General features: G+C 36.2%; 16 protein-coding genes. 6 read left to right on the top strand and 10 right to left on the bottom strand.

What is annotated here, in order from left to right:
* Window position 1 precedes the first annotated feature (1 nt).
* A complete protein-coding gene (gene yhzF, locus KFD70_RS07265; RefSeq protein ID WP_336450864.1) occupies window positions 2-193 on the bottom strand; it encodes a membrane protein YhzF in 192 nt (63 codons plus the stop codon).
* Between the two features lie 79 nt (window positions 194-272).
* On the opposite strand from yhzF, the gene KFD70_RS07260 reads away from it, so the two are divergent.
* Both KFD70_RS07260 and KFD70_RS07255 read left to right on the top strand, forming a co-directional pair.
* The gene (locus tag KFD70_RS07260) at window positions 273-635 is read left to right on the top strand and encodes a YtxH domain-containing protein (protein WP_336450863.1); all 363 of its coding nucleotides are present in this window, start codon (window positions 273-275) and stop codon (window positions 633-635) included.
* Between the two features lie 300 nt (window positions 636-935).
* Window positions 936-1,493, top strand: a complete 558-nt coding sequence (locus KFD70_RS07255; RefSeq protein WP_336450862.1) for an HTH-type transcriptional regulator Hpr — start codon at window positions 936-938, stop codon at window positions 1,491-1,493.
* Between the two features lie 6 nt (window positions 1,494-1,499).
* On the opposite strand, the gene KFD70_RS07250 is transcribed toward KFD70_RS07255, so the two are convergent.
* Window positions 1,500-1,835: a DUF1878 family protein gene (locus tag KFD70_RS07250; RefSeq protein WP_336450861.1), complete on the bottom strand. Its 336-nt coding sequence runs from the start codon at window positions 1,833-1,835 to the stop codon at window positions 1,500-1,502.
* A 119-nt stretch (window positions 1,836-1,954) separates the two neighbouring features.
* Between KFD70_RS07250 and KFD70_RS07245 the strand changes: the two genes are divergently transcribed.
* On the top strand, window positions 1,955-2,149 hold the full coding sequence (locus KFD70_RS07245) for a hypothetical protein (RefSeq protein ID WP_098338972.1): 195 nt from the start codon (window positions 1,955-1,957) through the stop codon (window positions 2,147-2,149).
* Between the two features lie 440 nt (window positions 2,150-2,589).
* Complete coding sequence (gene prsA, locus KFD70_RS07240; protein ID WP_336450860.1) at window positions 2,590-3,441, top strand: peptidylprolyl isomerase PrsA; 852 nt, start codon at window positions 2,590-2,592, stop codon at window positions 3,439-3,441.
* Between the two features lie 69 nt (window positions 3,442-3,510).
* Here prsA and KFD70_RS07235 read toward each other — a convergent pair whose 3' ends face one another.
* The 8 genes from KFD70_RS07235 to KFD70_RS07200 all read right to left on the bottom strand — a co-directional run bounded on the left by KFD70_RS07235 (window position 3,511) and on the right by KFD70_RS07200 (window position 13,364).
* Window positions 3,511-3,945: an SMI1/KNR4 family protein gene (locus KFD70_RS07235; protein ID WP_336450859.1), complete on the bottom strand. Its 435-nt coding sequence runs from the start codon at window positions 3,943-3,945 to the stop codon at window positions 3,511-3,513.
* Window positions 3,946-4,233: 288 nt separating this feature from the next.
* Window positions 4,234-5,916 carry an aerobic glycerol-3-phosphate dehydrogenase gene (gene glpD / locus KFD70_RS07230; RefSeq protein WP_431613069.1) on the bottom strand — a complete coding sequence of 561 codons (1,683 nt, stop codon included), beginning with the start codon at window positions 5,914-5,916 and terminating at the stop codon, window positions 4,234-4,236.
* A 133-nt stretch (window positions 5,917-6,049) separates the two neighbouring features.
* Window positions 6,050-7,540: a glycerol kinase GlpK gene (gene glpK / locus KFD70_RS07225; RefSeq protein WP_336450857.1), complete on the bottom strand. Its 1,491-nt coding sequence runs from the start codon at window positions 7,538-7,540 to the stop codon at window positions 6,050-6,052.
* Window positions 7,541-7,553: 13 nt separating this feature from the next.
* Window positions 7,554-8,375: a glycerol uptake facilitator protein GlpF gene (gene glpF, locus KFD70_RS07220; protein WP_336450856.1), complete on the bottom strand. Its 822-nt coding sequence runs from the start codon at window positions 8,373-8,375 to the stop codon at window positions 7,554-7,556.
* Window positions 8,376-8,602: 227 nt separating this feature from the next.
* Window positions 8,603-9,160, bottom strand: a complete 558-nt coding sequence (locus KFD70_RS07215) for a glycerol-3-phosphate responsive antiterminator (protein ID WP_336450855.1) — start codon at window positions 9,158-9,160, stop codon at window positions 8,603-8,605.
* Window positions 9,161-9,416: 256 nt separating this feature from the next.
* Window positions 9,417-9,617 (bottom strand): sporulation YhaL family protein, encoded by a 201-nt coding sequence (locus tag KFD70_RS07210; protein WP_016113651.1) that lies wholly within the window; start codon window positions 9,615-9,617, stop codon window positions 9,417-9,419.
* 139 nt (window positions 9,618-9,756) lie between these two features.
* Window positions 9,757-12,141, bottom strand: coding sequence for an immune inhibitor A domain-containing protein (locus KFD70_RS07205; protein WP_431613068.1), 2,385 nt, complete (start codon window positions 12,139-12,141; stop codon window positions 9,757-9,759).
* 347 nt (window positions 12,142-12,488) lie between these two features.
* Window positions 12,489-13,364 carry an alpha/beta fold hydrolase gene (locus KFD70_RS07200; protein WP_336450853.1) on the bottom strand — a complete coding sequence of 292 codons (876 nt, stop codon included), beginning with the start codon at window positions 13,362-13,364 and terminating at the stop codon, window positions 12,489-12,491.
* A gap of 373 nt (window positions 13,365-13,737) precedes the next feature.
* On the opposite strand from KFD70_RS07200, the gene KFD70_RS07195 reads away from it, so the two are divergent.
* Both KFD70_RS07195 and KFD70_RS07190 read left to right on the top strand, forming a co-directional pair.
* Window positions 13,738-14,079: a hypothetical protein gene (locus tag KFD70_RS07195; protein WP_336450852.1), complete on the top strand. Its 342-nt coding sequence runs from the start codon at window positions 13,738-13,740 to the stop codon at window positions 14,077-14,079.
* Window positions 14,080-14,619: 540 nt separating this feature from the next.
* A complete protein-coding gene (locus tag KFD70_RS07190) occupies window positions 14,620-14,907 on the top strand; it encodes a hypothetical protein (protein ID WP_336450851.1) in 288 nt (95 codons plus the stop codon).
* The last annotated feature ends 27 nt before the right edge of the window (window positions 14,908-14,934 follow it).

Here is a 14,934-nt window from a genome sequence, read left to right as displayed (position 1 = left end):
ACTATAGTAGCATATAAAATAAAATTGTACATAACAAGCCTATTCCTCCAAAAGACATATACTGCATGGCTTGTTTCTTCACCCAAAATGCTGGAGGATACGATCTTTTTTGTTTTACAAATAACAGTAAATGCATAGCACGTACAAGAAAGAAAAGACTTACGATAAAGCAAATCGTTGTCACGAGTTTCACTTTTATCCCCCCTTGTCTTAAGCATATGCATCGTTTTATACATCATGAATATGAACAAAAAATAAGGAGGTTTCCTTTTATGTCAAAAGCTAAATCTTTTGTAACAGGTTTAATTTGCGGTGGCGCTGTCGCTGGACTAGCCGTTCTTTTTTCAACTCCTTCTTCTGGTAAAGATATGCGCAGTAAGCTAAAAGAAAAAGGAAATGATGTGAAAAAAACGTTATCAGATATTGCAGCTGATACGAAATTATTAAAACGCCAAATTGTTGAAACAGCTTCAGAAGGTAAAGAAGTGTTTCAAGAATTAAAAGATGATATGCAAGATACGCTTTCCACATGGAAACAAGATATTTCTCAAAACAAACTTCATATTGAACAAGAGATTTTAGACATTCAAAAATCAATTGAAAAATTGCAACAAGCAGTTCCAGAAAAAGCGTAAACGATGTTCCATTCTTAGTTTTTGCATATAACAAATATTTTTTATAAATATTTGTCCTAACACGACATATCACATAGATATGTCGTGTTTTTATGCATTTACAATATATGTTATCCATTACGATGTGAAGATGACACTTATAGTTACGACACCTAAAACGCTTCCACAACTATGCATGATTTGTACAAAATTATAATTTTTCCGAAAAATTTTCACAATTCTCACAAAAAGACTTTATTAATTTTTATTTTACTGGCATAATAGATACTAATGAAAAAGAATGTTAAAGTGGGTGAGTACATGAAAAGTGGAGAAAAAGATTATTCGGTCAAAGAAGCAATGATTTTTAGCCAACGCATTGCTCAATTATCAAAAGCATTATGGAAATGTGTAGAAAAAGATTGGCAACAGTGGATTAAACCATACGATTTAAACATTAATGAGCACCATATTTTAACCATTGCTTATCATTTGAAAGGGGCTTCTATTTCTGAGATTGCAAAGTTTGGCGTGATGCACGTATCGACGGCATTTAACTTTTCTAAAAAACTTGAAGAGCGCGGCTATCTTGTATTCTCAAAGAAAGAAGATGATAAGCGAAATACGTATATTGAAATTACACCAAAAGGGGAAGAATTGCTGCTGCAATTAATGGAGGAGTATGACCCTGAAAATAATTCGGTCTTTAATGGCGCTCTTGCTCTTCGAAACTTCTACGGTAAGTTCCCAGAAAATATCGAATTAATCGCGATTTTAAGAAACATTTATGGACAGGATTTTATCGATATTTTTGAGAAATCACTAGAAGATATTGAGGAAAATTTTACGGAACACGATCAAAAATTAGTTAAAAAATAAAATCGATTATTTTTTTGCTGTCATGCGTAAAAATTCTTGCATAATTGGCTGAAATAAGCCTTGTCTATGGAGCGCTTCTGCAGTCTCGTTTACTTCGAGCTGATGTGGAAGCGCTTTTTCAAACTGCTCCAAAAGAGTATCAAATAAAAGTAAGCCTTCTTGTTTCTCTGCTATGTATTGTTCGTTCAATTGTTCACAAAGATTCAGTATACGTTCAATATCCTTTTTACGAGCTTTTTTCTTTATAATTAAAGAATAAAATGGACACTTATCTTCGTCGATCATTTGAAAAAGAAGTTCTACATAATATTCAGCTTGTTCTAGTCTCTTTACAACGTCCATTTTCTCCCTCACTTTCTAACACAATGTCTTCTATTTCTGAATTTTATAACACGAACAAAATATCGTATGATACAATATATAAAAGTATATGTATTTTGGCCAAAAGGAGGTATCTCCTCGTGACTCTTATAGAAATTGTTTTTGTCACATTTGCACTTATTGTTCTATTCTACACGAATTTCCTGACGCATACACTCTGCGTGCGAAAACAACTATCCGAGAGACGCCAAACGAGCGCTTTTCGAGTGATTAATGTATGTATTACGATTCTATTAATTTCTAGTTATATAGAAATTATATTTCATGGAAAGTGAGGAAGGGAAGTCCCTTCCTCACTTTTTTCCTCTATAAGCAAATTATACCTACTATAACCAATAAAATAAACAGTACAAGCAATAAAATAATAAGTGATGAATTCATTCCCCCATCCCTCCTCTTTCCTTTATATGCACAATCGCCCAATATGGTACTCTCTCCTTAATCTGACAATCATCATAAACAAATGGGCAATTTTTCTTTATCAATAGGAAAAGACGTCGAAATATGATATATTAAATTTTGTACATATTGCTTATACTATAGAATAAAATTACCTTCAGCTAGATTTCATCCTCAGCCTCGGTAAGCCCTGTTAAGCAAGGCTTTTTACCTTATAAAAAAGCAAACCAGTGAGACTTAATCGGGCTCTTATGAACAAAAATGTTTATTTGTGCGGGATGAATTAAAAATACATAATAGTAGGAGTGTTTATTGAATGAAGAAAGCTATGCTTGCCTTAGCAGCAACAAGTTTGATTGCCTTATCAGCATGTGGATCAGCTGATAAAATCGTTACCTCTAAAGCTGGTGACATTTCAAAAGACGAATTTTATGAAAAGATGAAAGACAGAGCTGGTAAACAAATTTTAAATGGTATGGTATTAGAAAAAGTACTTGTTACAAACTATAAAATCGATGATAAAGAAGTTGACAAGAAATACGACGAGTATAAGAAGCAACTTGGTGATCAATTTGATGCCGCTCTAAAACAACAAGGATTTACGGATAAATCATTTAAAGAAAGCGTTCGCGCTGAATTAGCAATGACAAAAGCGATTGAAGGCAGTATCACTGACAAAGAACTAAAAGAAAATTATAAACCTGAAATTAAGGCAAGCCACATCCTTGTAAAAGATGAAGCAACTGCGAAAAAAGTAAAAGAAGAACTTGGACAAGGTAAATCTTTTGAAGAACTTGCAAAACAATACTCAGAAGATACAGGATCAAAAGAAAAAGGCGGCGACTTAGGTTTCTTCGGACCTGGTAAAATGGTAAAAGAATTTGAAGAAGCTGCATATAAAATGAAAAAAGACGAAGTAAGTGAGCCAGTAAAATCACAATTCGGTTATCACATCATTAAAGTAACTGATATTAAAGAACAAGAAAAAACATTTGATCAAGCAAAAGCTGACATCAAAAAAGAACTTGTTGCGAAAAAGATGCAAGATGGCGAATTCATGGCTAAACTTCAAGAGAAAGAATTGAAAAAAGCTGACGTGAAAGTTAACGATAAAGATTTAAAAGATATCTTTGAAACTCCAAAAGCTGATGAAAAAGAGAAAAAATAATTCTTATGAAATAAGCTGTCAGGTCTTTCCTGACAGCTTATTTTATTACCCTTTTTTAGTTGGGTATTACTAAATGCGAATTGTTCCATTACTCCACCATTCAATGAATTTCTTTAAAGAAGGAGCAACCCAAGTACGACTATCATTTTCATGATTCCATACATAAATATCGGCCTTTTGTATAGAGCCGTTTAAAATGGAATACCCAAATAAATCACCATTCCCTGCATCTGCAATGAATAATAAGCCATCAAAAGGCATATATAAGTCTTTAAATTCCTCGTAACTTCTAAGATTTACATTTTCCTTTACCATTCGGCTTGTCGACCAAACGAGATGACATCCATATCGATCGGTTACACCATCTGTTTCTTCTAGCAAACTCTGTAATTCATCCAGAAGCTTTAGATTGAATATGGCCTTCATTTCTTCAAGCTTATTTACATCAGCAGGCGCATGAAACACATACTCTTTTGAAATCGTTCTTATCCATTCCTTCCACATATCCGTGTCCCCTCTCATTTCATACATCTTGAGGAAATTAGATCTCTATGTAGACTTTTTTTGTTTTACGATTTATTTCTTTTAGAAATGAAATATTATAAAAAAAGCATCTAGCAAAAAGCTAGATGCAGATAAAAACACAAGGGAAGATAAAAGTCTTCCCTTAACCCGTATGTTATTATAACAAAAAAACCATAAAAAAAAACATAAAAAATGTGTTTCACTTTATAAAAAGTGCCTGAAGGGCGTTTTCTCCCCTTAGGCACGCACTCTTTTATTCCTCATTTCTTATGCTAATGCTGCCGCTTGCTCTTGCTGATCTACAGGCACTACAGCGTCTCTTAATGCTTTCTCTAGTTCAGCTGTATATTTCATTTGTTCTTCTTTGCTCCAGCCTAATTTTGCTGCCATATACGCAATTACGTTTTCTTTCCAATCGTATACCCAGTGAATGTTGAAGAATACAGCCCCTCTGCGGCGTACGAAGAAGTCAACAGGCTTCACTGTCATTTCATAATCCATCGCGTATACAAGCGGTACAAGTACGTCTAACGGCATGTTATACTCTTTTGCATCTGCTTTTAGCTCTTTTGCTAAGTTAAAGAGAATATCAACGTTAGAACCATAGAATTTCGCAAACTCTTCTGCTTGCTGCGTTGTTAAACCGTACTTTGTTCCTTCCCCAGCTTTTTTCGCAATGAATGTTGGTAATTGTTTAGAACCACCTACATGACCACCAGAGATTGGCATATGTTTCGTTTCGCTCTTCGGATAAGAACTGTGATCTTCTTTTTGTAATAGAGACGTTACATAATCTACTACCATCTCTGCCATTTTGCGATATCCTGTTAATTTACCGCCCGCAATTGTAATTAAGCCAGATTCAGAAGTCCAAATTTCATCTTTACGAGAAATTTCAGATGCACTCTTACCTTCTTCATAAATTAATGGACGAACACCAGCCCAGCTTGATTCAATATCTTTTTCAGTAATTTTTACGCTTGGGAACATATAGTTGATCGCATTGATGATGTATGTGCGATCTTCTGTTGTCATTTGTGGTACTGCTGCGTCTTTATCATAGAACGTATCTGTTGTACCTACATATGTTTTCCCGCCGCGCGGAATCGCGAAGACCATACGTTTGTCTGGTGTATCAAAATAGATCGCTTGACCAAGCGGGAAACGTTTTTGGTCGATAACTAAGTGAACACCTTTTGATAATTGCAATACTTTTCCTTTTTTCGAATTATCTTTTTCACGAAGTGTATCTACCCAAGGACCAGCTGCATTTACAATTTTCTTACCGTACACTTCATATACTTCTCCGTCTAATAAGTCGATAACGCGTACACCACATACTTTTCCATCTTTATATAAGAAACCGTCTACTTTTGCATAGTTAACTGCTTTTGCACCGTGCTCAATTGCTTCTTTCATTACTTCAATTGTTAAACGTGCATCATCTGTACGATATTCTACGTAGTAACCGCCGCCCTTTAGACCTTCTTGTTTTACAAGCGGTTCTTTCTTCATTGTTTCTTCGCGGCTAAACATTTTTCTACGCTCGCTTCGTTTTACACCTGCTAAGAAGTCGTATACACGAAGACCAATTGATGTACTAAATGAACCGAATGTGCCGCCCTTATGGAACGGAAGTAACATCCACTCTGGTGTTGTTACATGGGGACCGTTCTCATATACGATCGCACGCTCTTTCCCAACTTCTGCTACCATTTTCACTTCAAGTTGTTTTAAATAACGTAAACCACCGTGTACAAGTTTCGTTGAACGACTTGATGTACCTGCTGCAAAGTCTTGCATTTCAAACACAATCGTTGATAAACCGCGTGTTGCTCCGTCTAATGCAATACCAGAACCAGTAATACCTCCACCAATTACGATCACATCTAATTCTTGTTTATTTACTCCGTTTAATACGTCTTTACGTTGTTTACTTGAAAATTTCATGGTAATTCCTCCCTATTTATACGAAAAAAGAGACCACAAACTCCGCTATAGAAATCGCTTCTATAGCGCGTTGTGGTCTCTCCATATCTCCTACCGAATTATTAACTTATCATCATTATAACACTGTTTATGATTATTTAAAAGCTTTTGTTGCTTCAATTGCTTTTTTCCAGCCAGCATATAGCTCTTCACTTGTTTCTGCTTCCATTGCTGGTGCAAAGCTTCTATCCATATTCCACTGCGATTTAATTTCTTCTTGGTTTTCCCAATATCCAACTGCAAGACCTGCTAAATATGCTGCCCCTAAAGCCGTTGTTTCATTTACTTCTGGGCGCTCTACTGGCACATCTAACATATCACTTTGGAACTGCATTAAGAAGTTATTCTTAACAGCTCCGCCGTCCACGCGTAATGTTTTCAGTTTAATACCAGAATCTGCTTCCATTGCGCATAATACATCTTTCGTTTGGTATGCTAATGACTCTAGCGTTGCACGGATAAAGTGTTCTTTCGTTGTACCGCGCGTTACGCCAAATACCGCTCCGCGTACTTCACTATCCCAGTACGGTGTTCCAAGCCCTACGAATGCTGGAACAACATATACGCCGTCTGTTGATTCTACGCGATTTGCGTATTCTTCACTTTCACTTGCATCTTTAAACATGCGCATGCCGTCACGTAACCACTGGATTGCTGAACCTGCTACGAAAATACTTCCTTCTAATGCATATTCAACTTTACCATTTAAACCCCATGCAATTGTTGTTAATAGACCATGCTCAGACGCAACTGCTTTTTCACCTGTGTTCATTAACATGAAGCAACCAGTTCCGTACGTGTTTTTCGCCATACCTTCACCGAAGCAAGCTTGTCCAAATAACGCTGCTTGTTGGTCACCAGCGATACCTGCAATCGGTACATTTTGACCGAAGAAATGATAATCAATTGTATGACCGTATACTTCAGAAGATTGACGTACTTCTGGAAGCATGCTTTTCGGTACTGTTAACATGTCTAAAAGCTCATCATCCCACTCTAGGTCATGAATATTAAACATTAATGTACGTGATGCGTTTGAATAGTCTGTTACGTGCGCTTTCCCACCAGACAATTTCCATACAAGCCATGTATCAATTGTTCCGAATAATAATTCGCCGCGTTCCGCTTTTTCTCTTGCACCTTCAACGTTATCTAGAATCCATTTTACTTTCGTACCTGAGAAGTATGCATCAATTAAAAGACCTGTTTTTTCGCGAACCATATCGCTATAGCCTTTTTCTTTTAACTCATCACAAATTTCAGCTGTTTGGCGTGATTGCCATACGATTGCGTTATAAACTGGTTTACCAGTTTCTTTATCCCATACAACCGCTGTTTCACGTTGGTTTGTAATCCCGATACCAGCGATTTGCTCTGGTTTTACATCTGCTTCACTTAAGCAAGTTGCAATAACTGCTAAGATAGATCCCCAAATTTCTTGCGCATTATGTTCTACCCAGCCTGGCTTTGGAAAATGTTGTGTAAATTCTTTTTGAGCTGAATGAACAATTTTACCTTCTTTATTAAAAAGGATTGCACGTGAGCTTGTTGTTCCTTGGTCTAATGAAAGAATATATTTTTTCATAATTAGTTCCCCCTTATGCTACTTTTCTACTATTTGTATTGCTTCCGCTCTTTTTGCTTGTCATATAAGAGATTGCTAGTACAATCACAGTTGCAATTATCACATAAATAAGTGCTGCATTTTGTTTTCCTTCAAATACAACTTGATGGAATAAACCTGCAAGTGATCCACCTAAAATCGGTCCTACTACCGGAATCCATGCATACTTCCAGTTTGATCCGCCCTTTCCTGCAATCGGAAGGAAGAAGTGTGCAATACGCGGACCTAAGTCACGAGCTGGGTTGATTGCATACCCTGTTGTTCCACCTAATGATAAACCGATACTTACAATTAAGAAACCAACAACGAATGGATTTAAACCATCCGCAAATTTATTTGCACCAATTGCTAATATACCAAATACTAAAACGAATGTTCCAATCATTTCACTTAAAAGGTTTGCAAATGTGTTCGGAATTGCTGGTCCTGTTGCAAAAACGCCTAACTTTGCAGATGGATCTTCTGTTTCTTTCCAATGCGGTAAGTAATGTAAATATACGATAATTGCACCGATGATTGCCCCAATCATTTGCGCTACAATGTAACCTGGTACATCATTCCATGGGAACGCTCCCTTAAATGCGAGTCCAATTGTTAATGCTGGGTTTAAATGTGCTCCACTAATTGATCCTACTGCATATGCTGCGATGGCAACTGCCAAGCCCCATCCCATCGTAATAACAATCCAACCAGAATCCTTAGCAAACGACTTCTTTAAACTTACACCAGCACAAACGCCACCACCAAGAACGATTAACAACGCTGTCCCTATTAACTCCCCTAAAAATGCTGACATAAAATCCCTCCACAATCAATTTAAATGATTCCAATGTGATAGAGAGAAAATGAATGGCCATTCGTTTTTTTCGAAAGAAAAAGACCCACAGCTAACACGTTTCTATATAACAATATAGAAACAATGAAATGTGGATCTCTTCTTTTCTCCGTCACGTTTATTAACTTGTCTATAATGTTAACCTCAAATGAAAGCGGTGTCAATAAAATTTTTTCACATTTTCGACACTATTTTTGGAAATGTTTCCATAGTTCTTTTTTCGACGTTGTAATCGCTGTCGCACCAGCCTCTAACGCTCTTTCTACATCATCCACCGTACGGATAAATCCGCCTGCTAAAATCGGCACACCGGTTCGTTCTTTCACTTCAGCAATCACACCTGTTAAAGCGCCCGGAAGTACCTCAATATAATCCGGTTTCGTTTTTTCTAACAGATTGCAACTTTTCTCCATCGCACTCGAATCAATTAAAAAGATACGCTGAATCGCGACAACGCCCTTTTGCTTCGCCTTCATAATGACACTTGCCTTTGTCGACAATAATCCATACGGCTTATATTCTTGGCATAAAAACTCTGTCGCATGTCCATCACTTTGCAATCCGTGAATTAAATCAACATGTAAAAATACTTTTTTACCATGCTGCTTCGCCAGTGCCACAACACTCTTCAATTGACCGATATGAATATCTAAAATAACAATATACTCATACGAGCTATGTAATAACTTTTCTAAATCTTTAATCTGCCGAACAGCTGGCAAAATCTTTTGTTCATGAAATTCCATTCTAAAAATCCCCTTCTTTACGTCATTCTACCTCTTATAGTACACAATTTAAGTAAAAAGAAAAGCGAGTAGGAGAAATTTTTAGCTCCCTTTCTTGTCGCGCGGCGTCGAATGGTCGATATCCTATGTCGAATCGACGATATAGGATGAGAAACGGTCGATATATTTGAAAAATCGCTGATATATTCGTACTTTCCGCCGATATAAAAAACTGCCCCTAATTTAGGGGCAGCTGCTATTGATATATATTTTTCAATTAAAGCAACACAGAATCCTTATCACTTTCTTGATTACGTCTCTCGCGCTCTTCTTCTAAACGCTTCATATATACTTCGCCTTCTTTTTCAATAAACTCATTATCCATCTCTTGCTCTTTTTTAGAAGTATATAAAACCATGTAGCCACTTACGACAATCCCGATAATAACAAGATAAATCCACCATGGTAAAGTTTCCACTTGATTTCCTTCCTTTCCTAAGACAAGCCTTGTTAGTTTCACTGTATGAGAGGAAGGACAAGATTATGACTCTTTTCCATACATTCTTTTTCAAACTCTAAGAGCAGTACCCATTAAGAGTACTGCTCCTAGCTTCATTTTAACGATGAATCCAAACTGCACCTGCAGAGTTGTCTTCCGCTTGACCTACTACTTCAAACTTTAATCCTAGTTTTGGTAACTTACGTCCTGCATCTGGAATAATGCTGTTGATGTATTGCTTAGAATCATCAAATTTCGCAACCCCTGGCAATCCTTTATAATCAAAAATTCCGCGAGTTGGTGAATCTACTTTCCATGCCGGCGTTTGGTCAAATGAGAATGCCGCATCTGCAATTTGATAACGTGTACTGCTCTTCACAGTTGGTTGTCCGTTTAACGTTCCTACAATTGCCTCTGGATGAGAATCTACTACTCCTAAGAATCCTTCACCTGGATGCACGCCTACCCAGTTATCTGTAAAGCTTTGATCCGCATACCATACAACCATTCCTGTGTTAAATACTGGACCACGCGCATGTTTTAATGCCGTGTCAGAACCAGCATAATTTCTCCACTCTAAATAGTAATTATGTTTTTTCTGTTCAAATCCGTTAGATACAGTAAATCCTTTTAACATCATTGTTGATTGTCCTTCTGCATCATCTGAAAACGCAACTTTACCATCTACAGTTAATGCTGCATTATCTAGAGCAAACCCTTTGTAAGACACTGCAATATCTGTTACATATTCAAACTGTAGTTTTACTTTCTTTCCTTTGAATTGGCTTAAATCGTATGACTTATCAACCCATTTCCCTTCAGTTGTATCCATACCGCCTTTTACATCTTTTTCACCAATTCTATCAATACGCACTTTTGTTCCATCTTCCGTAATTGCATTCACTTCAAGGAAATCATACTTCGCTTCAAGCTCATAAAATGCCTTGTAATCAAACTTCGCATTTGTCGCATTTGTTAAATCGAATACTGGTGTTTCAAGTGATGTATGCATGTCATTCCCTTTTGTACTGTAATAAAACTGCTTACCGAATGCTGCTTCGATATTTTTAATATTTTTGTCAGGTAAGTTCACGCGAACAATCCCTGGTCGTTTTGACTTCGTAACACTTTGGTCGATATATGTTGCAGCCCCAATACCTTTACGAAGTTTATCATAATCTACTTCTAAAATATTCGCCCAGTTGCCACCCATATTTTTTTGGAAAAACTCTTTATTTTGTGGTGAGAAACTTGTTGGCTCTGTTCCGGCAATTTTCCCAGACCAGCTACCGCCACTCATAAGAGACCAAGATTCAACTGGCTCACCGTTCCCTGTATACTTTGTATCGTACTCATCTGGTAAACCTAAATCATGACCGTACTCATGAGCAAACACACCAACCGCTCCATCTTCAGGTTCGATTGTATAGTCGTATGCCGCCATCTTTCCGCCCCAATTTGAAACAGAAGATTTTGTTCCATCAATCGCATATGGTTTTGATCCAAGTTTTGAACGATGAGACCAAATCGCATCATCTTTCAATTTACCGCCGCCAGCTTCTTGTCCAACACCCGCATGCACAACCATTAAATGATCAATAATGCCGTCTGGCTCATTTTTATTTCCATCACCATCTTGATCGTACTGATCAAATTGGTCAAAGTCCGCTAAGTTAATCCCTTTTGCTACCGCTGCTTTTAATGCTTCCTTCACAAAATCACGTGGTCCTAAAGGCCCTTTATTATCATGACCAGTTCCAGCATCTGAACCGTAATCGGAAGCTTTTCCTGGAACAGTTAACCATTCCGTTACAGTTCCATCAACTGTGTAGCTACCACCTGATTGCTCTTCATAATATTGCTTAAATGTGTTAATTTTTGATCCGTCAAATAACGTAAACGGCTCATCACCAAATAACATTTTTTGATAGTGCTCACGATTAAAGTCTTTCGAATACATATATCCTGGTTCTTGATCAATATTGTTATGTTTGAAATCGCTAAATTCTACAAGTAAAACAAGCACTTTATCTGTGCGAACTGCCCCATTATATTCTTCTTGTTTTGCTGGTGTAGTCGGAACTTTCCCGTTTAACTTCCTAGGATTCATTCCTGCATCTTGACCAGCTACTGGTCCTACTGCTGGCTTATCTGCTTGTTCCTTTTCTTGCATCTTTGCATCTTTTACTTTTTTCATAAAATCAGAAGCTTCTTGCGTCAAACTATCTCCTGTAACAATCTCTTTTCCAGGGTTTTCCCCTTTCTTTTTCTCAACATACTTTTCTACAGCTTTTGATGTCTCAGCTTGTGATGCTGATTTATCAATGACTCCGCGCTCTTTCAACGCTTTCGCCAAACGTTCCTCCGGTATTAAATGCTCATCAATCGGCAACGATGATGATGGCGTTTCAGCCGCTGCCTGACTTCCAAATGCAAACGTACTACTTAGCACTGCCGCTGTTGCTAATACTGATAAAGGTTTTAACTTCTTATTCTTTTTCAATCCATTCCCTCCCTATGTCCTGCGAATTATCGTTTTTTGTCGATATTTAAATAATATTGTTTGGTTATTTAATTTTCAATATATTTTAAAAATTACGACATAAAAAATATTGAGAAATATTTTTCTGACAATTACACATACAAAAAAGGCTCTGCTTGCTTCAGTAGAACCTTTTTCAGGGTGTAGAGAAATTTTATCGGCGATTTTTCAAATATATCGACCGTTTCTCACCATATATCGGCGCAAATTGAAATATATCAGCGATTCGACAAAGGATATCGACCATTCAGCAAATAACGACATAAACAAGAATCTATTACCTTCCCTTTTTCATACTGAAACACTGGTTAATGATTCGCATGTTTTTCGAAAAAAGCTTGGACATATCCCATAAACTCTTCCGGCTCTTGACGAAACGGCGCATGGTATCCTTTTTCGATTATATGGAATGTACTATTTTTGAATAATTGGTGATAGGTCTCACCATTTTTCCATGGCACGCTTTTATCATTTCTCCCCCAAATAATTAATGTGGGCACTTGAATCGCATCTGCATCCATCACAATGCGGCGCTCTCTCATTTTCGTTAGTTCACGATAATGTTCTTTATCATCTCTTCTATTTTTCACTTCATTTTTATCATAATCCGTAATAGTAGATACCGTATTTATATCAGCTGATAATTTTGGCTTTTGAGTATCTCCTTTTTGCCGGAAAGATTCGATTCCTGTCGAGTCCGCTAAAATAAGATGCGTAATCGCCTCAGGATATAAATACGTTAAATTAAGAGAAATCTCTCCCCCCATCGAATGACCGAGCACCGCAAACTGATCATAGCCTAGTTTTTTCATTAACTTATAATATAAATTTGCTTGCACCGGGAATGAATACTGAAAATCCATCGGCTTCGAAGAACGTCCGAATCCTAAAATATCAACCGCAATAATCGTATGATCTTTCGCGAGTTCCGGATAAATATCACGGAATCCATCAGAAGAACCTCCAAAGCCATGAAGCATAAGCAGCGGCGGTTTTCCTTCACTAATCTGTTTAAAATAGATCGTTTGTCCGTCGATTTCCGCCATTTTTTCTTCTGTATTTAGTTTTGTTACCACTGTATCCTTTACTTCTTCTACCTTTGCTGTTGGCTTTTCGACAATATTAACAATTACTAATAATAGAAGCGCAATGCCACTAATAATATAGAACTTTAATCGTTTCAAGTTGATTGTCTCCTTTCCGCTACTTTGAGTCATAAAAAAATACACTTAACATAAGCTTTCACTTTTTGTCAGCATTTTATAGCTACACTGTTGTAACTAAATAAGTTACAACAATAATAAAAAAACACGCTCTCTCTCTAAATGAGAATGCACCTGGAATATTTCTTTTATTTAATTTCTTTCATACTATTTAATTTACTTGTAATCATTATAGTTACAAACAAAAAGTAAGTCAATTCTTTTCAGAGAAATTTAAATTCTACTCTACTAAAAGCTTGAGATGATTCTATCAAACATCATTCAGTAGTCTTATAAGAAATGGTAAGATTATAACTGTTTATCCAATGTATTAAAGATTATGAGGTAACAAAAAGTGAAATACATATATAAAGTAACAAAAAATCAAGGCTTAGATTCTTTAAAAATAGAATTACCAAAAGAACTAGAAATTGTAGCAACATTTTTAGAAAACGATATCCAAGGGATTCCAATTAAATGGTGGTTACAACAAATCGATGAAGTATTAAATAACCTAAAAGAATATAATGAATTTCAAGGTACATTATGTGCAATTCAAGTAAAAAAGGATGAAACTATACTTGTAGATTTATATTCTATCCATGATCCTAATGTATGTAAAATCGAAACAACTGAACTTAGAAATTTAATTGAGGTTTGGGGACAAGCACAAAAAATGTATAAAGATAACAACTAAAAAAATTAACTTTTACAACAACATTTAAATTACAATCCTTCTTAAGCGTGAGCCAGATAGCTCACGCCTTTTATTTTTGGTGATTATAACATTTATTTTTAAATTTATAATCATGCTATTCGTTACGGACAAACTCGAGCCAATTACCATTGAAAGACCGATTTGCTTTTGCTGACGGAAGTGATTTGCGACCTAAATTTGATACGCCTGATTTTAGACAAGCTAAAGATACTTTCTTATTCTTTAATCCGTTTTAAATCTCATCCTCATTCTATTTATAATAACAATGGCACCGTTGAACATATGTTTCACGGGAATATAAATAGAGCAGGAGCTGCTGGAGGATAGCATCATAAAAGTACGATGAGAAAAGGTGAAATTTTACACATTATTGATCCTCTTGATGCAAATGGAGAATTAGTAAAATTATTGTTAATGAAAGTTAAATGAACTATCTATAATAAAATAGGTAATAAGTATGGAATTAAAGAAGAAAATACTAGAGAATTACATAAAATTCACAGACAAGCGGGTGTCCATATGAAACTATATTTTAAAGATATTGAATTAGGTGATATTACAGAAGTATCCGCAGATACACCGTGGATGTATGGGACGATTCACTTAAATGAAAATAGTAAGCCATTTCATGAATATTTTCGCGGGATGGTTGATGAAGACACTGAATTTGATTTTAACAGCGCAGATCCAGAATTTTTAGCGGAAAGTAATTGGTCTATTTTAGATGAAAATGAAAGTAAATACTTAGGGATCGATATACCGGCTATTTACATAGAAGATACAACGATCGCATGGCGCTGGAGATAAAGCGCAAAATAAAAGAAGAACGCTTAT

It is taken from the genome of Bacillus pfraonensis (assembly GCF_050768835.1).
Lineage (GTDB): Bacteria > Bacillota > Bacilli > Bacillales > Bacillaceae_G > Bacillus_A > Bacillus_A pfraonensis.
The sequence above is the reverse complement of the archived record's forward strand: the minus strand, read 5'-3'. Positions and strand labels throughout refer to the sequence as shown.